The sequence below is a fragment of the Kitasatospora sp. Ki12 genome, assembly GCF_054601375.1.
Genome location: NZ_BAAIHT010000001.1, coordinates 3,931,175 through 3,947,764, shown reverse-complemented (window position 1 = coordinate 3,947,764; position 16,590 = coordinate 3,931,175). Strand labels below are relative to the sequence as shown.

20 protein-coding genes are annotated in these 16,590 nt (G+C 72.0%); 8 read left to right on the top strand and 12 right to left on the bottom strand.

Features of this window, described 5'->3' with window-relative positions; all coding sequences use genetic code 11:
• Positions 1-5: 5 nt before the first annotated feature.
• Positions 6-377, bottom strand: a complete 372-nt coding sequence (gene hisI, locus ACYP53_RS17470; RefSeq protein ID WP_189915007.1) for a phosphoribosyl-AMP cyclohydrolase — start codon at positions 375-377, stop codon at positions 6-8.
• A 136-nt stretch (positions 378-513) separates the two neighbouring features.
• Between hisI and ACYP53_RS17465 the strand changes: the two genes are divergently transcribed.
• Positions 514-1,083 carry a hypothetical protein gene (locus ACYP53_RS17465; protein ID WP_189915008.1) on the top strand — a complete coding sequence of 190 codons (570 nt, stop codon included), beginning with the start codon at positions 514-516 and terminating at the stop codon, positions 1,081-1,083.
• 242 nt (positions 1,084-1,325) lie between these two features.
• Positions 1,326-1,973, top strand: a complete 648-nt coding sequence (locus ACYP53_RS17460; RefSeq protein ID WP_459647907.1) for a TIGR03085 family metal-binding protein — start codon at positions 1,326-1,328, stop codon at positions 1,971-1,973.
• 377 nt (positions 1,974-2,350) lie between these two features.
• On the opposite strand, the gene ACYP53_RS17455 is transcribed toward ACYP53_RS17460, so the two are convergent.
• Together ACYP53_RS17455 and ACYP53_RS17450 are read right to left on the bottom strand one after the other, a co-directional pair.
• The gene (locus tag ACYP53_RS17455) at positions 2,351-2,851 is read right to left on the bottom strand and encodes an NUDIX domain-containing protein (protein WP_189915010.1); all 501 of its coding nucleotides are present in this window, start codon (positions 2,849-2,851) and stop codon (positions 2,351-2,353) included.
• Positions 2,852-2,880: 29 nt separating this feature from the next.
• Entirely contained in the window at positions 2,881-4,233 is a 1,353-nt protein-coding gene (locus tag ACYP53_RS17450; RefSeq protein ID WP_189915011.1) for a tetratricopeptide repeat protein, read from the bottom strand.
• A 160-nt stretch (positions 4,234-4,393) separates the two neighbouring features.
• Here ACYP53_RS17450 and ACYP53_RS17445 point away from each other — a divergent pair, with 160 nt between their 5' ends.
• From ACYP53_RS17445 to ACYP53_RS17435, 3 genes are all read left to right on the top strand, one after another.
• A complete protein-coding gene (locus tag ACYP53_RS17445; protein WP_459647906.1) occupies positions 4,394-5,005 on the top strand; it encodes an ATP-binding protein in 612 nt (203 codons plus the stop codon).
• The gene (locus tag ACYP53_RS17440; protein ID WP_189915013.1) at positions 5,002-5,811 is read left to right on the top strand and encodes a protein kinase family protein; all 810 of its coding nucleotides are present in this window, start codon (positions 5,002-5,004) and stop codon (positions 5,809-5,811) included. Before ACYP53_RS17445 ends, ACYP53_RS17440 begins: the two co-directional genes overlap by 4 nt.
• Before the next feature lie 219 nt (positions 5,812-6,030).
• On the top strand, positions 6,031-6,810 hold the full coding sequence (locus ACYP53_RS17435; protein ID WP_459647905.1) for a VOC family protein: 780 nt from the start codon (positions 6,031-6,033) through the stop codon (positions 6,808-6,810).
• Between the two features lie 81 nt (positions 6,811-6,891).
• Here ACYP53_RS17435 and hisF read toward each other — a convergent pair whose 3' ends face one another.
• The 8 genes from hisF to hisD form a co-directional block, all read right to left on the bottom strand.
• On the bottom strand, positions 6,892-7,662 hold the full coding sequence (gene hisF / locus ACYP53_RS17430; RefSeq protein ID WP_189915015.1) for an imidazole glycerol phosphate synthase subunit HisF: 771 nt from the start codon (positions 7,660-7,662) through the stop codon (positions 6,892-6,894).
• A complete protein-coding gene (locus ACYP53_RS17425; RefSeq protein ID WP_189915016.1) occupies positions 7,659-8,099 on the bottom strand; it encodes a RidA family protein in 441 nt (146 codons plus the stop codon). The genes hisF and ACYP53_RS17425 overlap by 4 nt, the downstream gene beginning before the upstream one ends.
• Positions 8,096-8,821, bottom strand: coding sequence for a bifunctional 1-(5-phosphoribosyl)-5-((5-phosphoribosylamino)methylideneamino)imidazole-4-carboxamide isomerase/phosphoribosylanthranilate isomerase PriA (gene priA / locus ACYP53_RS17420; RefSeq protein ID WP_189915403.1), 726 nt, complete (start codon positions 8,819-8,821; stop codon positions 8,096-8,098). Before priA ends, ACYP53_RS17425 begins: the two co-directional genes overlap by 4 nt.
• A gap of 17 nt (positions 8,822-8,838) precedes the next feature.
• Entirely contained in the window at positions 8,839-9,474 is a 636-nt protein-coding gene (hisH, locus tag ACYP53_RS17415) for an imidazole glycerol phosphate synthase subunit HisH (RefSeq protein ID WP_189915017.1), read from the bottom strand.
• Positions 9,475-9,545: 71 nt separating this feature from the next.
• Positions 9,546-9,698, bottom strand: coding sequence for a hypothetical protein (locus ACYP53_RS17410; RefSeq protein WP_229928467.1), 153 nt, complete (start codon positions 9,696-9,698; stop codon positions 9,546-9,548).
• Positions 9,695-10,288 (bottom strand): imidazoleglycerol-phosphate dehydratase HisB, encoded by a 594-nt coding sequence (hisB, locus tag ACYP53_RS17405; RefSeq protein ID WP_189915019.1) that lies wholly within the window; start codon positions 10,286-10,288, stop codon positions 9,695-9,697. The genes ACYP53_RS17410 and hisB overlap by 4 nt, the downstream gene beginning before the upstream one ends.
• Before the next feature lie 6 nt (positions 10,289-10,294).
• Complete coding sequence (locus ACYP53_RS17400; RefSeq protein WP_189915405.1) at positions 10,295-11,395, bottom strand: histidinol-phosphate transaminase; 1,101 nt, start codon at positions 11,393-11,395, stop codon at positions 10,295-10,297.
• A 5-nt stretch (positions 11,396-11,400) separates the two neighbouring features.
• On the bottom strand, positions 11,401-12,708 hold the full coding sequence (gene hisD, locus ACYP53_RS17395; protein WP_189915020.1) for a histidinol dehydrogenase: 1,308 nt from the start codon (positions 12,706-12,708) through the stop codon (positions 11,401-11,403).
• Between the two features lie 91 nt (positions 12,709-12,799).
• On the opposite strand from hisD, the gene ACYP53_RS17390 reads away from it, so the two are divergent.
• The 3 genes from ACYP53_RS17390 to ybaK are packed head-to-tail and all read left to right on the top strand — an operon-like array spanning position 12,800 to position 15,694.
• Complete coding sequence (locus tag ACYP53_RS17390; RefSeq protein WP_459647904.1) at positions 12,800-14,380, top strand: oxidoreductase; 1,581 nt, start codon at positions 12,800-12,802, stop codon at positions 14,378-14,380.
• A 49-nt stretch (positions 14,381-14,429) separates the two neighbouring features.
• Positions 14,430-15,158 (top strand): LON peptidase substrate-binding domain-containing protein, encoded by a 729-nt coding sequence (locus ACYP53_RS17385; RefSeq protein ID WP_229928468.1) that lies wholly within the window; start codon positions 14,430-14,432, stop codon positions 15,156-15,158.
• A 41-nt stretch (positions 15,159-15,199) separates the two neighbouring features.
• Entirely contained in the window at positions 15,200-15,694 is a 495-nt protein-coding gene (ybaK, locus tag ACYP53_RS17380) for a Cys-tRNA(Pro) deacylase (protein WP_189915022.1), read from the top strand.
• Positions 15,695-15,829: 135 nt separating this feature from the next.
• Here ybaK and ACYP53_RS17375 read toward each other — a convergent pair whose 3' ends face one another.
• Positions 15,830-16,573, bottom strand: coding sequence for a hypothetical protein (locus ACYP53_RS17375; protein ID WP_459647903.1), 744 nt, complete (start codon positions 16,571-16,573; stop codon positions 15,830-15,832).
• Between the last annotated feature and the right edge of the window lie 17 nt (positions 16,574-16,590).

Here is a 16,590-nt window from a genome sequence, read left to right as displayed (position 1 = left end):
GGGGATCAGGAGAGCGGGAGCACGTCGGCGTCGAAACAGGTGCGCTCACCCGTGTGGCAGGCCGCGCCGGTCTGGTCGACCTTGACCAGCAGGGTGTCGCCGTCACAGTCCAGGGCCACCGACTTGACCGCCTGGACGTGACCGGAGGTGTCGCCCTTCACCCAGTACTCGCGGCGGCTGCGGCTCCAGTAGGTGCAGCGGCCGGTGGTGAGCGTGCGGTGCAGGGCCTCGTCGTCCATCCAGCCGAGCATCAGCACCTCGCCGGTGTCGTACTGCTGCGCGATGGCCGGAATCAGGCCGTCCTCGGTGCGCTTGAGGCGGGCGGCGATCTCGGGGGCCAGGGCGGTGGTGCCGGGAGTGGCGGGTGTGGTGGACATGCGGCCCATTGTGTCAGCCCGGCCGCCCGGTCCCGGCGGATCCGCCCGAACCTCCGCTCCCGGACCGTCCGCCCGTACGGGGCGAGTTCGGCCAACCAGCTGCCGGGCGGGGCCCGCGTGGGCCATCCTCATGGCCATGACCTCCGAGCAGCCGCCCGCAGCCGCCGCCCGCCCCTCCCGCGGCCTGGTCCTCACCGTCGTCGCCGTACTGATCGTCCTGCTCGCGGTGGTGGCCACCGCCGTGCTCTGGCCGGACGACCGCAAGCCGGCCGCCGCGCCGCCCCCGCCCACCCCCACGGCCACCCCGACCCCCACGCCGACGCCCACCCCCACGCCGACCAAGCCGCAACCGCCGTACGCCTTCTTCCCGGTCGGCACCTGCTTCGACCACCCGCAACTGAGCCCCGTCATCACCCGGGCCGAGGAACGCCCCTGCACCGGCGAGCACGACGGCGAGGTCATCGCGAACCCGAAACTGGCCGACAACCTCACCGGCGAGATCCCGATCGCCCTCGCCATGCGGGACGGCTGCAAGGAGGCCGAAGCCGCCGCCAAGGCCCGGCAGGGCGACGGAAAGCCCTACTACGGGCGGCAGTTCGGCCCCGCCATGGTCAACTACCAGCAGGGCTGGCGCGACTACACCTGCACCCTCACCGGCAGCAACAAACAGGGCGGCCCCAAGCTCACCGGCCAGCTGCATCCCTAGGGCCCGTCTTCGAGCCCCCGCCTGCGGGCCGACGCCGTGGCACGCACCTCGCCGCGTTGTCGTCGGTCGCCGATGGCCCCCAGCCTTCGGCCGGGAGGTACCCCCACCGCATGGACTCTCCCCCAGCCTTCGGCCGGGAGGTGCCCCCATCCTCCGCCTTGCGATGCACGTACCCCAACGCCGCCCCGCCCGCCCTCCGGGCGGACGACGGGGGCTCGAAGACGGGCCCTAGGCTTGCGGCCATGTCGAACCACGCCCTCGCCGAACGCCACCGCCTCGCCCAACTCCTCACCGCCGCCGGGCCGGACGCCCCCACCCTGTGCGCCGGGTGGACCACCCGCGACCTCGCCGCCCACCTGGTGATCCGCGAGCGCCGCCCCGACGCCGCGGCCGGCATCCGGATCGCCGCCCTGGCCGCCCGGACCCAGCGGGTGCAGGACGACTACGCCGGGCGCCCGTACGAGGAACTGGTCCGACTCTTCCGGGCCGGGCCGCCGCTCTACTCCCCCTTCGCCCTGCCCGGCGCGGACGAGGCGGCGAACACCGTCGAGTACTTCGTCCACGCCGAGGACGTCCTGCGCGCGGCCGACGACTGGACCCCGCAGCCCGTCCCGCCCGGCCGCGCCGAGGCCCTGTGGCGCCGGCTGCCCATGATCGCCCGCTTCGAGGCCGGCCGCCGCTCCCCCGCCCGCCTCACCCTCACCCACCCCGACGGCCGCTCCCTCACCGTCGGCCCGGCCGACGCCCCCGCCGTCCACCTCACCGGCGAACCCGCCGAACTGATCCTCTTCACCTACGGCCGCGGCGCCCGCACCACCCTCACCGCCGACGGCGACCCGAACGCCCTCGAAGCCCTCCGCCACGTCCTCCCGCTGCCCAGCGAGCGATAGAGCGCCACTCCCCAGCGAACCAGAATCGCTCTGCCTATGTACGAGGACGCCTGCGCAAAAAAGCAGCAGGAGAAGCCAACTGACAGCGGCGCCCCCTTGGCAAGCCAAGGGGGCGCCGCATAAAACACTCCGGCCTCGCAAAACCCGCATGCCTTCCCATTTCCAGATATCTGATTCCGCCGTTTCCCCACCCCCCACCCCCTCCACCCCCGCCCCCGCCCCCGCCCCCGGTCGCTCGTCGCCGCTTCGGCGGAGCCGAAGCGGCGACGTTGCCCCAAACCTCTGACGAGCAGGAAGTTCCCTCTCTCGCCGGTAGATGATGACGGCCCGCGCCCCATGAGCCTGGGGCGCGGGCCGACTACACGCTGATACTGGAATTAGCGCTGCCACGAATCGAGGGAGACGCTCGGACCGTTATTGAGGTAGCTGATCAGGGCCTCCTTGGTGGTGGAGACGAATTCCTCCGGCACAGCACCAGTGCCGACCCAGGCGACTTCCGAATGCTTGGCCGGCTCCCCGTTCGCAAGATCGCCGGCCCAACGGTGAGCGGCGAAAACGACGGTCAGGAAGCCGTTGGGCGCCTCAACTCCTTGGGCCCCGTGGATCACGTGGGCAAGACGCAGGTCCTCGGCAGCGACGACGAGCCCGGTCTCCTCCTTGAGTTCGCGCACCGCTGTCTCGGTGACCGGTTCGCCTGGTTCGCTCTTACCGACAGGCAGATCCCACAGGCCTTGAGCGAACTTGGCCTTGGGTCCTCGGCGCAGGAGGACGACCCGCTGGGCTTCGACGTCGTGGACGATGACAGCGGCGACCAACAGGGTCATCGACTCCATAGCGGGCTTGAGAGTGGCGGTCTGATCGGCGGTCGGCTGAGCCACGTCAACGGGTCCTTCCTGTGGTGCGGCTGTCATGTCAGTGCCTCGCGTGCGCGGCGCTCCAAGTCGACGGCTCCTGGGACACCGCGTCTACGGTAGATCGCCAAGCAAGGACGGATCGAGGAGACCGCTTTTCTCGTCCGATCCGAGGTCATGCCGGCCATGAGGTCAAGCGCGCGTCCCCATGTTGCGACTGCCTCGTCCGCTCGGGCTTGCGCGGCCAAGCTGTCCCCGAGGTCCGCGTAGGTGAGGGCATGCACGCGCTTGTACTTCGTGGCGTCCCAACGAATCAGCGCGGCACGGTGCTGCTGCTCGGTTCCCGCATGGTCTCCGAGGTCAGTGAGAGTACGGGCCGTGTGACTGGCGACGGTGCCGGCCACCGGCCCGCTGACGAGCGAGAAGCCGGCCTGCGAATCGCCGTCACGGGTAAGGGCGTTCTCGGCGGCGAGGAGCGCTCTGGCCGCAGCGGGCTTGTCCCGGACGGCGGCGAAAGCACGGGCGTGGGTGATATGGAGGAGCGCTTCGGTCTTTCCGTCCACACGACCGACGCTTCGGGCCAACGCGTTCTCGATCAATGCCACACAGTGGTGGGGCTGCTTGAGGCTGAGCGCCTGGTGGGCGAGGGCGCGCATCATCCATCCGGCGTGACCATGGGGATCCGCCTCCACGGCGAGCTGGTAACCGACCTGGTAGTAGTGCTGAGCCGCGCCCTCCTGGCCGAGATCGTGGTGCTTCCACCCGGCGAGGTAGGCAAGTTCGGCCACGGCACCGAAGGCTCGGCACCGCGTGTTTTCGTCAGGGAAGCGGCCGTTGAGCATCGGGGCCGCTGTGTCAGCCAGGTAGGCGCTCACGGTGGTCAGCCCGTGCCCGCCGCCGAGTCGCTCGTCTGCCTCGCTGAACACGGCAGTGATCTGTCGAACGACCTCGACCTCCTCAGCACCGACACGAGCCTTGCCGGTCCGAGCCCGCATCAGACGCGAGATCGGCTCGGGGTCGTAGAGCAACGGCATGGCCACACCGGCGGTGGTGAATGCGGCCACGGCCAGAAAGCTTCGACGCTCGACATCCGCGCGGCCGAGATCGGCGGCAGCCTCGACCGGATCACCACTCACCGCCAAGGCCTCTTCCGGGGTGGCGAAACCGATTTCGGCCAAGGTGATCCGCCACCCGAGGCGGCGGGACAGCGCCTCGGCGATGTACTGACCGACCTGCCCTGCCGGCTGCGCGCCGTTGACCCAGTGGGCGACGGCGGACTTGTTGGTGAGCAGCGTGTCACCGTTCTCCGCACCGATGCGCCGTACGGCACCGGCTAACGCCTCGTAGGTCCATCTGCCGGCTGAAATCGCCTCTCTGAGGCGGTGATTGGGCTCCCTGCGTGTGGCCACGATCGATCCCCTGAGGTGGAGGAGCTGTAAACCGCGTAAACCACTCTACGTGCTGGAACGCCTACCGATCGTGCCGTTGGGTCGGTTCACTGAATTCGAGCTTCCAGAGGTGCTGAGCTCTCACCGCCTCATCGATCAACGCCCCCGTGCTGGAGAACTGATGAACACCGACGAGTGCGCTGTGCTCCCGATGTCGAAGACCCGGGAGGTGCAACCGACGACAGCCGCGGTGCGATCCGCTCGGCGGTGGGTGGTGCACGCGGCCCGGTCCTTGCGCGGACTCCTCTCCGAGAAGTCGCTGCGGGAGGTCGAACTGTGTGCCGCCGAGGTGATCGCCAACGCTGTTGAGCACACCGGAGACCGCTGCCGGGTCACGGTCCAGTGGGTCGGCGGAAGGCTCCGGGTCGAGGTCGAGGATTCGAGTCCGCGCCTGCTGGAGCGGAGCGCTGTCGACGACCTGGCTACCGGCGGCCGCGGTCTCCTCCTGGTCGAGGCGCTGTCGCACGCATGGGGCTGGCACCCCGCGGACGAGGGCAAGGTGGTGTGGTTCGAGACCGTGCCCGACCTGATCGTCCCGGGGGACGCGAGGCTCGCCGAACTCGCCTCCACTACCCGTCTTCGCGCCTTGGAAGGTCGCGCGGTGACCACTCCCACCATGGCGCCTCGGTACGAGATCCGCCTGATCGACGTCCGCAGCCCCCACTTCGTCTCGCTGGAGTGCTGGGGGATCCATGACCGCGAGCAGCACGGGTACGTGGGCCTGGGCACGTGACCACCACCCGCTTCGACTGGGCGGACCTGCCTGACGCGGTACACCAGGCCGTCCACGCCCACCTCCGCTCGCCGGTCCTCACCTCGGAGACCGTCTCCGCCGGATTCAACTCCGAGATCGCCGCCAAGCTCACCACGGACAAGGGCACCGTCTTCGTCAAAGGGATGCGGTTGAGCCACCCACGTGTGTGGACGCAGCAACGTGAGGCGGAGATCAACCGGTACGTGAAGGGCCTCGCACCCCCGCTGTTGTGGCACCTGGAGGTGGACGGCTGGAGCCTCGTCGCGTTCGAGTACGTCGAGGCCCGCCACGCCGACTATCGGGCAACCGGGGACTTGAAGCTGATGGTCGACGCCCTCGGCCGGCTCGGTCGCACCCCGTGCCCGCCGGTCGAACTCCGTCGCGCCGAGCAGCGCTGGGCCGCCTACGTGGACGACCCAGGGGTGCTGTCGCGATTCGCCGGCGGTTCCCTGCTGCACACCGACCTGAACAACGAGAACGTGCTGGTCCAAGACGACCGCGCCCTGCTGATCGATTGGGCATGGGCCACCCGTGGAGCGCCCTGGATCGACCCGGCCCTGTGGGTCATCTGGCTGATCGCCGCGGGTGGCCACGGCCCGGCTGCCGCAGAGGCCTGGGCTGCCGAAGTTCCGGCCTGGGAGACCGGCGATCCGGCCGTGGTGGACGCCTTCGCGCAGGCGCAGGCCCGCTTGTGGGCCGACATCGCCGGAGAGAGCCCGGACCCGTGGACCGCCGGCCTGGCTCAAGCGGCTCAGCGCTGGGCCCTCTTCCGGAAACGTCGGTGACGCCGCCGAACCGAGCCGCCGTGCAGTCGTTCGTTCCCCGCTTCCGACGCACGAACCCGTCCGTCCCTGACGCACCGAACACCCAGGTCAGTCGTGTCCCGGCTGCGGATGTCAGTGCCCGGGTGCAGACTCGCAGGTGGCCGGGGCGGGGGCGTGCGCGCGTCCGACGGAACTGTTCCGGCCCAACCCGGTCACTCTGCGTCGAAGGGGCACCACTCCATGCTCACCACCGACTTCCCCACCGGCTCCCCCTGCTGGGTCGACCTCGGCAGCCCGGACATCCCCGCGACCGCCGAGTTCTACGGCAAGGTCTTCGGCTGGACCTTCCAGGAGGTTCCCGAGGCCGGCGGCTACGGCTTCTTCCAGCTGAACGGCAGGACCGTCGGCGCCCTCGGCAACCTGGACGAGGGCGCCCGGTCCGCCTGGACGACGTACTTCCGCTGCGCGGACGTGGACGCCACCGTGAACGCCGCGGAGAAGGCCGGTGCGACCGTCCGGGTGCCGCCGATAGACGTCATGCGGGCGGGCCGGTTCGCCGCGCTCACCGATCCGCAGGGCGCCGAGTTCGCCGTGTGGGAGGCGGGCGACACCAAGGGGCTGGACGTCGTCTCCGAGGACGACGCGCTGGTCTGGTCCGAGCTGCACACCTCGGACCAGGACGGCGCCTTCGAGTTCTACCGGCGGCTGTTCTCCTGGCGGGTGGAGACCTTCGAGCCGTCCCCGGGCATGAGCTACCGGGTGGTCTCCACCGCCGAGGGCGACCAGCAGGAGACCAGCTTCGGCGGTATCGCCCCGACGATGTCCCCGGAGCAGCCCTCGGCCTGGACGCCGTACTTCGCCGCCGCCGACGTGGACGCGGTGATCGCCAAGGCCACGGCGGCCGGCGGTTCGGTGCTGATGCCGGCCTCGGACGTGGAGAACGTCGGCCGGCTGGCCTGGCTGGCGGACCCGAACGGCGCCCCGTTCGCCCTGATCAAGGGCGAGCCGCGCGAGTCCTGAGCGGGATTACCGAGCGGGATCGCCGGATACGCGAGGGGCCCGCGGTTCGAGGAACCGCGGGCCCACCCGCACGAACGCGGGTCACCGCACCGGGTGGCCGGCCTCCCGCAGCGCGTCCTTGACCTGGCCGATCCGCAGGTCCCCGAAGTGGAAGACGCTGGCGGCCAGCACCGCGTCGGCGCCCGCCTCGACGGCCGGGGCGAAGTCGGCGAGCTTGCCGGCCCCGCCGGAGGCGATCACCGGCACCGAGACGGCCTTGCGCACGGCCCGGATCATGTCCAGGTCGTAGCCGTCCTTGGTGCCGTCCGCGTCCATCGAGTTGAGCAGGATCTCGCCGGCGCCCAGCTCGGCCGCGCGGCCCGCCCATTCGACGGCGTCCAGGCCGGTGCCCTGGCGGCCGCCGTGCGTGGTGACCTCGAAGCCGGACTCGGTCTCGACGCCGTCGGGGCAGCGCCGGGCGTCGACCGAGAGCACCAGCACCTGCCGGCCGAACCGCCGGGCGATCTCCCGGACCAGCTCCGGCCGGGCGATGGCGGCGGTGTTGACGCCGACCTTGTCGGCACCGGCCCGCAGCAGCTTGTCGACGTCCTCGACGGCGCGGATGCCGCCGCCGACGGTGAGCGGGATGAAGACCTGCTCGGCGGTGCGGCGGACCACGTCGTAGGTGGTCTCCCGGTCGCCGGAGGAGGCGGTGATGTCGAGGAAGGTGAGCTCGTCGGCGCCCTCGGCGTCGTAGAGCTTGGCCATCTCGACCGGGTCGCCGGCGTCGCGCAGGTTCTGGAAGTTGACGCCCTTGACCACCCGCCCGGCGTCGACGTCCAGGCAGGGGATGACACGTACGGCGAGGGTCACGGCTGTTTGCCTTCCGGGGCTTCCAGGGTCTTTGCCAGCCCGGAGCGGTAGGCGTCGAGCTCGACCTCGACCATCATCCGGGAGTCGATCAGTCCCTCGACCACCACCATGGTGGCCACCGGGCGTGCGGCGTCGAAGAGTTCGTGGTGGGCGCGGCCCACCTCCTCGGCGTCGCGGACGTGGGTGATGTACATCCGGGTGCGGACCACGTCGTCCGCCGTCAGACCGTACGCGGCCAGGGCCTTGAGCCCGACGCCGAACGCGGCGAGGGTCTGCCGGTACGGGTCGCCCTCGTGCTCGATCCGGCCGTCCACCCAGGCGGTGGAGCCGGCCACGTGCACGTGGTCGCCCGCGGCGACGGCCCGGGAGTAGCCGAACTCGTCCTCCCAGGGGGAGAATCCACTGATCCGGCCACGCACGATCCGACCATCCGTCATCCTGAAACCGCCTCCAGGGCCTCTTCGAGGGTGAACTTCTGCTCGTAGAGTGCCTTGCCCACGATGGCGCCCTCGACACCCTCGCCGACGAGCGTGGCGATGGCGCGCAGGTCGTCCAGCGAGGAGACGCCGCCGGAGGCGACGACCGGGCGGTCGGTGGCGGCGCAGACGTCGCGCAGCAGCTGCAGGTTGGGGCCGGTCAGGGTGCCGTCGCGGTTGACGTCGGTGACGACGTAGCGGGCGCAGCCTTCCTGGTTCAGGCGCTCCAGCACGTCGAAGAGCTGGCCGCCGTCGCGGGTCCAGCCGCGGCCGCGCAGGGTGGTGCCGACCACGTCCAGGCCGACGGCGATCTTGTCGCCGTGCTCGGCGATGGCCTTGGCGACCCACTCGGGGGCCTCCAGGGCGGCGGTGCCGAGGTTGACCCGGGTGCAGCCGGTGGCCAGCGCGCGGGCGAGCGACTCGTCGTCGCGGATTCCGCCGGACAGCTCGACCTTGATGTCCAGCTGGCCGGTGACCTCGCGCAGCAGCTCGTAGTTGCTGCCCGTTCCGAAGGCAGCGTCCAGGTCGACCAGGTGCAGCCACTCGGCGCCGGCGTTCTGCCAGGCGAGGGCGGCGGCCAGCGGTTCGCCGAAGGAGGTCTCGGTGCCGGAGGCGCCCTTGACCAGGCGGACGGCCTGACCGTCGCGGACGTCGACGGCGGGCAGCAGTTCAAGGCTCATCAGATCCAGCTCTCAGACAGTCAGAGGGTGTTGACCCAGTTGGTCAGCAGGGCGGCGCCGGCGTCGCCGGACTTCTCGGGGTGGAACTGGGTGGCCCACAGCGGGCCGTTCTCGATGGCGGCGACGAACGGCTGCCCGTGCGTGGCCCAGGTGACCAGCGGCGGGTTGATCCGGGCGCTGTGGGTCTCCAGCTCCCAGTGCCGCACGCCGTAGGAGTGCACGAAGTAGAAGCGGGTCTCCGGGTCGAGGCCGGCGAACATCCGGCTGCCCTCGGGCACGTCCACGGTGTTCCAGCCCATGTGCGGGACGACCGGGGCCTCCAGCGGTTCGACGACGCCCGGCCACTCGTCGCAGCCGGGGGTCTCCACGCCGTGCTCGACCCCCTTCTCGAAGAGGATCTGCATGCCGACGCAGATGCCCATGACGGGGCGGCCCCCGGCGAGCCGGCGGCCGATGATCCAGTCCCCGCGGACCGACTTCAGCCCGCGCATGCAGGCCTCGAAGGCGCCGACGCCGGGGACGAGCAGGCCGTCCGCGGCCATCGCGGTGTCGTAGTCGGAGCTGACCGTGACGTTCGCCCCGGTCCGTTCCAGGGCGCGCTGCGCGGAGCGGAGGTTGCCGGAGCCGTAGTCGAGGACGACGACGTTCTTGCCCATGTTCAGGTGTCCAGTCTCTCTACAGGGCCAGGCGGGTCTACGGGGCCGGGCGGTCTACCGGCCAGGCGGGTCTACAGGCGCAGGAGGCCGGAGGCCAGGCACATCACGGAACCGAAGGCCAGCACCAGGATGACGCTCTTGGAGTGCTTCTGCTTCCAGAAGGAGATCACCCCGCCGGCCAGGAAGAGGCCGACGAAGATGAGGATCATCGCGGTGTTGTTCACAGCGCACCCTTGGTCGAGGGGAGGATGCCGGCCGCACGCGGGTCGCGCTCGGCGGCGTAGCGCAGCGCCCGGGCCAGCGCCTTGAACTGGCACTCCACGATGTGGTGCGCGTTGCGCCCGTACGGCACGTGGACGTGCAGCGCGATCTGCGCCTGGGCCACGAAGGACTCCAGGATGTGCCGGGTCATCGTGGTGTCGTAGGCGCCGATCATCGGCGCCATGCCCTCGGGCTCGGTGTGCACCAGGTAGGGCCGGCCGGAGAGGTCCACAGTGACCTGGGCGAGCGACTCGTCCAGCGGCACCGTGCAGTTGCCGAAGCGGTAGATGCCGACCTTGTCGCCGAGCGCCTGCTTGAAGGCGGCGCCGAGCGCGAGGGCGGTGTCCTCGATGGTGTGGTGGGTGTCGATGTGCAGGTCGCCGTCGGTCTTGACGGTGAGGTCGAACAGACCGTGCCGGCCGAGCTGGTCGAGCATGTGGTCGTAGAACCCGACGCCGGTGGAGATGTCGGTCTTGCCGGTGCCGTCGAGGTCTATCTCGACCAGGACGGAGGTCTCCTTGGTGGTGCGCTCGACGCGTCCGATGCGGGACATGGGGGGTTACAGCTCCTTGATCACTGTGCGGACGGCGTCCAGGAAGGCGTCGTTCTCGGTGGGGGTGCCGGCGGTGACGCGCAGCCATCCGGGCACGCCGTTGTCGCGGACCAGGACGCCCTGGTCGAGGATGGCCCGCCAGACGGCGTGGGTGTCGGCGAAGCGGCCGAACTGGACGAAGTTGGCGTCCGAGTCGGTCACCTCCAGTCCCATCGCCCGCAGTGCGTCGACCAGCCGGTCGCGTTCCTCCTTGAGCCGGCCGACGTAGCCGAGCAGGGTGTCCGTGTGCTCCAGGCAGGCCAGCGCGGTGGCCTGGGTGACGGCGGACAGGTGGTACGGCAGGCGGACCAGCTGGACGGCGTCCACCACCGCCCGGTCGGCGGCCAGGTAGCCCAGGCGCAGTCCGGCGGCGCCGAAGGCCTTGGACATGGTGCGGGTGACCACCAGGTTGGGGCGGCCCTCGATCAGCGGCAGCAGCGAGTCGCGGTGCGAGAACTCGACGTACGCCTCGTCGACGACCACCAGGCTGGGCCGGGCGGCCTGCGCGGCCTCGTACAGCCGCAGCACGGTGTCGGCCGCGACGGCGGTGCCGGTCGGGTTGTTCGGCGAGCAGACGAAGACCACGTTGGGCCGGTGCTCGGCGATCTCGGCGACCGCGGCGTCGACGTCGATGGTGAAGTCGTCGTTGCGCGGGCCGGAGATCCAGGCGGTGCCGGTGCCCCGGGAGATCAGCGCGTGCATCGAGTACGAGGGCTCGAAGCCGAGCGCGCTGCGGCCGGGGCCGCCGAAGGTCTGCAGCAGCTGCTGGAGCACCTCGTTGGAGCCGTTGGCGGCCCACACCTGCTCGCGTACGACCGGGAAGCCGGTGGTGCGGGTCAGGTACGCGGCGAGGCCCTCGCGCAGTTCGACCGCGTCCCGGTCGGGGTAGCGGTTCAGCCCCCGGGCGGCCTCGGCGACGCGCTCGGCGATCCGGGCCACCAGCTCCTCGGGCAGCGGGTACGGGTTCTCGTTGGTGTTGAGCTGGACGGGCACGTCCAGCTGGGGCGCGCCGTACGGGGACTGGCCGCGCAGCTCGTCCCGGATGGGCAGGTCGTCGATGCGAGTCACAGCGGTCACGAGCCGGGAACCGTCCAATCGAACCGAGCCTTGACGGCGTCACCGTGACCGGGCAGGTCCTCGGCGTTCGCCAGGTTGACGACGTGCGCGGCGATGTCGGCCAGCGCCTCCCGGTCGTACTCGACGACCTGGACGCCGCGCAGGAAGGTCTGCACGGAGAGCCCGGAGGAGTGGCAGGCGCAGCCGCCGGTGGGCAGCACGTGGTTGGAGCCGGCCGCGTAGTCGCCCAGCGAGACCGGGGTCCAGCGACCGATGAAGACCGCGCCGGCGTTGACGACGCGGGCCGCCACCGCGTGCGGGTCGCGGGTCTGGATCTCCAGGTGCTCGGCCGCGTACGCGTTGACCACGGCGAGGCCCTGGGTGAGGTCGTCGACCAGGATGATGCCGGACTGCTTGCCGCCCAGCGCCTCGGCGACCCGCTCGCTGTGCTTGGTCCGGGCGACCTGGACGGCCAGTTCGGCCTCGACCGCGTCGGCCAGCGCCGGGGAGTCGGTGACCAGCACCGAGCCGGAGGTCGGACCGTGCTCGGCCTGGCTGATCAGGTCGGCGGCGACGTCGGAGGGCAGCGCGGTGTCGTCGGCGAGGACGGCGATCTCGGTCGGACCGGCCTCGGAGTCGATGCCGACCCGGCCGGCGAACAGCCGCTTGGCGGCCGCCACGTAGATGTTGCCGGGGCCGGTGACCATGTTCACCGGCGCGCACTCCTCGGTGCCCAGCGCGAACATCGCCACCGCCTGGCCGCCGCCGACGGAGTACACCTCGTCCACGCCGAGCAGTGCGCAGGCCGCCAGGATCGTCGGGTGGACCCGGCCCCCGAACTCCTTCTGCGGGGGCGAGCTGACCGCGATGCCCCGGACGCCCGCCTCCTGGGCCGGCACCACGTTCATCACCACGGAGGACGGGTAGACCGCCAGCCCGCCCGGCACGTACAGGCCGACCCGCTCGACCGGCACCCAGCGCTGGGTGACGGTGCCGCCCGGCACCACCTGGGTGGTGTGCCCGGTGCGGCGCTGGTCCGCGTGCACGGTGCGGGCCCGGCGGATCGACTCCTCCAGCGCGGCGCGCACCTTCGGGTCGAGCGTCTCCAGGGCCTCGGTGAGCTGCTCGGCCGGCACCCGGGTGGACTCCAGGCGGACGCCGTCGAAGCGTTCGGTGATCTCGATCAGCGCCGCGACCCCGCGATGGCGTACGTCCTCGGCGATCGGCCGCACCTTCTCCAGGGCGGCCGCGACGTCGAAGTCGGCACGGGGCAGCAGGTCACGCGGGTCGTCGAGCGAGCCGCGGAGGTCGATTCGAGAGATCACGCCACCCAGTGTAAGGAGTGGCCGGAATCGCTGGTCCCGCATTTCAGTCCGTGATACGAAAGGCGAGACGACCGGGGGGACGGGGGAAACGATGGCGGAGCGTGCTCCGGAAGGCTGGAGCGACACCGAGCGGGAGCTCTGGGAGGCCTACCGCCAGGGGGAGATCCTTGACCTGCGCAGCGGCGAGGCCGACACCGACGACCCCTTCGGCGACGCCGTCTGGGAGCCCCGGCGGACCGTCCGGGCCGAGGTGCTGGCCCACCTCCTGCTGGTCGGCCCGGAGCCCGAGCCCGGGCGGGTCGCCTCGCTGCGGGTCAGCGGCGTGCTGGTCACCGGCGCGCTCAACCTGGCCGGTGCCGCCATCGGCGACTACGTCGAGCTGCACGACTGCCGCTTCGAGCGCAAGATCCTCATCTCCGAGGCGGCCGCCTCCACGCTGCGCTTCGTGAACTGCCTGGTCCCCCGCCTGGAGGCCTCCCGGCTCTCCACCACCGGCGACCTCCACCTCGCCCGCTGCCGCGTCCCCGACGGCATCCGGCTCACCGACGCCAGGATCGGCACCGACCTGCTGCTCAACCAGACCGTCGTCGGCGCCGACCGCCACGGCCGCGCCGTCTCCGCCGACGGGATCACCGTCAACCAGGACTTCGAGGCCGAACGCCTGGAGACCGCGGGCGAGTTGAGCGTACGCACGGCCCGGATAGGCGGCCGGCTCTCGCTCCGCGGCGCCCAGCTGCACGCCGACCGGGAGCACAACCGCACCTGCCTCAACGCCGTCCGGATCACCGTCGGCCACACCCTCTACCTGACCGGCTCCGCCGACCGCGGCTGGGTCGGCTCCCGCGGCTACTACGGGTCCGGCTACGGCGAGCACCCGCCGCCGGACGGCCCCGTCACCCCGTTCCGCGCCTTCGGCCGGGTGCGGCTGTCCGACAGCCGCTTCGACGGCGCCTGCCTGATCTCCGGGGAATTCCACCTGGAGGGTGACGACGAACTCTCGCTGCGCCGCATCCACACCCCCGAGCTGCGCTTCACCTGCAAGTTCCGCCCCACCGGCACCGTCTCGCTCTCCCGGGCCCGGGTCGGCAACCTGGTCGACGCGCCCGACGCCTGGCCGCTCGGCAAGCACCTGGGCCTCACCGGCTTCGTGTACGAGAACCTGCGCCCGATGAGGGCCTTCCCGCTCCAGGACCGGATCGCCTGGCTGGAGGGCTCCTCCGTCGACTTCCAGCCCGAGTCGTACGAGCAGCTGGCCGCCGCCCTGCGCCGCGACGGCGCCGACGACGACGCCCGCGAGGTGCTGTACGCCAAGCAGCGCCGGCGCCGCGCGACCCTGCCGCTGCCCGCCCGGGTCTGGGGCGCCGTCCAGGACGCCACCGTCGGCTACGGCTACCGCCCGGGCCGGGCGGGCCTGTGGCTGCTGCTCGCCTGGGTGCTCGGCAGCGTCTGGTTCGCCACCCACCCGCTGGAGCCGCTCAAGGCCGACGAGCGCCCGCACTGGAGCCCGGTGCTCTACACCCTCAACCAGCTGCTGCCGATCGTGGACCTCAACCAGGGCGGCTGGAACCCGGGCGGCCTCAGCCAGTGGATCTCCGCCTCGCTGGTGATCATCGGCTGGCTGCTCGCCTCGACCGTCGTCGCCGGGGCCACACGGATGCTCCAGCGCGGCTGATGGTCGACCGCGCGACAAGGCGCCCGTCCGGGGAACTACGCTGTCCGCCGTGACAGAACGGCTGCCGCTCTTCCCGCTGAACACCGTGCTCTACCCGGGCCTGGTGCTGCCCCTGAACGTCTTCGAGGAGCGCTACCGCCGTCTCGTCGCCGACCTGCTCGAACAGTCCGAGGACGCCCCCCGGCGCTTCGGCGTGCTCGCGATCAAGGACGGCCGCGAGGTCGCCCCGGTCCGGGCCGAGGACGGCCCCGCCGGGCCGCTCGACGGCCTCGGCACCGTCACCGGGGACCCGCTGGAGGCGATCTTCCCCGTCGGCTGCGTCGCCGACGTCGCCTCCGTCGAGCAGCAGCCGGACGGCCGCTACGAGCTCCTGGTCACCGGCACCACCCGGTTCGCCCTGCGCGCGGTGGACGCCTCCGGTCCGTACCTGACCGGCGAGATCGAGACGATCGAGGAACGCCCCGGCGAAGGCTCCGGCGTCCTGGCCGCCGAAGTCGAGCGGGCGTTCCGGGTCTACCAGAAGCGCCTCGCCGGCGCCCGCGAGGCCAGCACCGTCGGCCGCCAGGACCTCCCCGACGACCCGCAGGTGCTCTCCTACCTGGTCGCGGCCGCCTCGGTGTTCGAGACCCCGGTCAAACAGCGGCTGCTCGCCTGCCCGGACACCGCCCAGCGGCTGCGCGCCGAACTCGACCTGCTGCGCCGCGAGACCGCCGTCCTCAGCTGGCTGCCCTCGCTGCCCGCCGTCGACCTCACCCGCCAGTCCTTCAGCCCCAACTGACCCAGGACACCAAGGACCCCCAAGACCCCCAGGACCCCCGTATGGCCAAGAAGAGCAGGAAGGGCGGCCAGGGCACACCGGCCACCGTCGCCCTGGAAACCGCCGCCGTCGCCTTCACCGTGCACGCCTACGACCACGACCCGGCCGCCGCCTCGTACGGCGGCGAGGCGGCCGAGGTCCTCGGCGTGCCCGCCGAGCGCGTCTTCAAGACCCTGGTGGCCGACGTGGACGGCACCCTCACCGTCGGCGTCGTCCCGGTCGCCGGCCAGCTCGACCTCAAGGCCCTCGCCGCCGCGGTCGGCGGCAAGCGCGCCGCCATGGCCGACCCGGCCGCGGCCGAACGCAGCAGCGGCTACGTGCTCGGCGGCATCTCCCCGCTGGGCCAGCGCCGGCCCCTGCGCACCGTCGTCGACGCCAGCGCGCTCACCCACCCCACCGTCTACGTGTCGGCCGGGCGCCGGGGCCTCGAAGTGGAACTCGCCCCCGCCGACCTGATCGCCCTCACCGACGCCCGCACCGCCCCGATCGCCCGCTGAGCCCGCTCAGCCCGCCGAAGCCACTGCGCCCGCTGAGCCCCCTGAGCCCGCTGACGGAAGCGGCACCCGGGAACGCCGCAGGGCGGGGGCCCGGCCCGTCCCCGGACCGCCGACCCTCCGCCCTGCCACCGAAACTCAGACCCGGTCCTCCGGCGCCGCCGGGCTCACCGGAGCAGCCGGAGCCGTCGGCGGAGCGACCGGAGCCCCCCAGTACGGCGGCGGGTCCTCCTCCCGCTTCCCGACCGCCGCCGACAGCGCGAGCAGCACCACCATCGCCGCCATCGGCCAGACCAGCAGCGCCCCCATCGCCCCCAGGTCGATGCCCGCGTCGAAGTGCCCGCCGTTGCCGACCCGCCGGGCCTCGCCGATCAGGTCGTTGCCCGGGCCGAGCCACCGGCCGATCCGCCAGGCGCCCATCGAGCCGAGCAGGCCGCCGACCGTGAGCCCCAGCGCGACCGCGATGCCGCCGCCGCGCCGCCGGGTGACCAGGAAGGCCCCGAGCGCGGTCAGGATCCCGGCGCCCAGGCCGATGAGCACGAACACCGCGTCGGCCCCGGCCCGCTGCTCGCCCTCGGGGTCGACGTAGAGGATCCGGTCCCCGTCCACGACCAGCGGCACCTTCGGCGCCAGCCACGCCCAGAGCGCGGCCATCACCAGTCCGGCGACCAGGCAGGCCAGGACGACCCCGGCGCCGAGCCGCAGCTCCGGCAGCAGCCGCTGCACCGGCGTCTCCCCCGCCGCCCCGGCCGGGTCGGCGGCGACGGGCGCGGTCTCCGGCGGCGGCGCGTACGGGTCGGGCACGGCGTCGGACACGGCGTCGGCCGAAGCCGCCCGCACATCGGTGTGCGCGGGATCCGGAGGTGTGTTCGGTACGGTCACAGGCCCCATCGTTTCAC

What these genes read in the sequence shown, in the direction of transcription:
- hisI (WP_189915007.1), bottom strand. Translation starts at nt 377, where the DNA reads ATGTCCACCACACCCGCCACTCCCGGCACCACCGCCCTGGCCCCCGAG.
- ACYP53_RS17465 (WP_189915008.1), top strand. Translation starts at nt 514, where the DNA reads ATGACCTCCGAGCAGCCGCCCGCAGCCGCCGCCCGCCCCTCCCGCGGC.
- ACYP53_RS17460 (WP_459647907.1), top strand. Translation starts at nt 1,326, where the DNA reads ATGTCGAACCACGCCCTCGCCGAACGCCACCGCCTCGCCCAACTCCTC.
- ACYP53_RS17445 (WP_459647906.1), top strand. Translation starts at nt 4,394, where the DNA reads ATGAACACCGACGAGTGCGCTGTGCTCCCGATGTCGAAGACCCGGGAG.
- ACYP53_RS17435 (WP_459647905.1), top strand. Translation starts at nt 6,031, where the DNA reads ATGCTCACCACCGACTTCCCCACCGGCTCCCCCTGCTGGGTCGACCTC.
- ACYP53_RS17425 (WP_189915016.1), bottom strand. Translation starts at nt 8,099, where the DNA reads ATGACGGATGGTCGGATCGTGCGTGGCCGGATCAGTGGATTCTCCCCC.
- hisH (WP_189915017.1), bottom strand. Translation starts at nt 9,474, where the DNA reads ATGGGCAAGAACGTCGTCGTCCTCGACTACGGCTCCGGCAACCTCCGC.
- hisB (WP_189915019.1), bottom strand. Translation starts at nt 10,288, where the DNA reads ATGTCCCGCATCGGACGCGTCGAGCGCACCACCAAGGAGACCTCCGTC.
- ACYP53_RS17390 (WP_459647904.1), top strand. Translation starts at nt 12,800, where the DNA reads ATGGCGGAGCGTGCTCCGGAAGGCTGGAGCGACACCGAGCGGGAGCTC.
- ybaK (WP_189915022.1), top strand. Translation starts at nt 15,200, where the DNA reads ATGGCCAAGAAGAGCAGGAAGGGCGGCCAGGGCACACCGGCCACCGTC.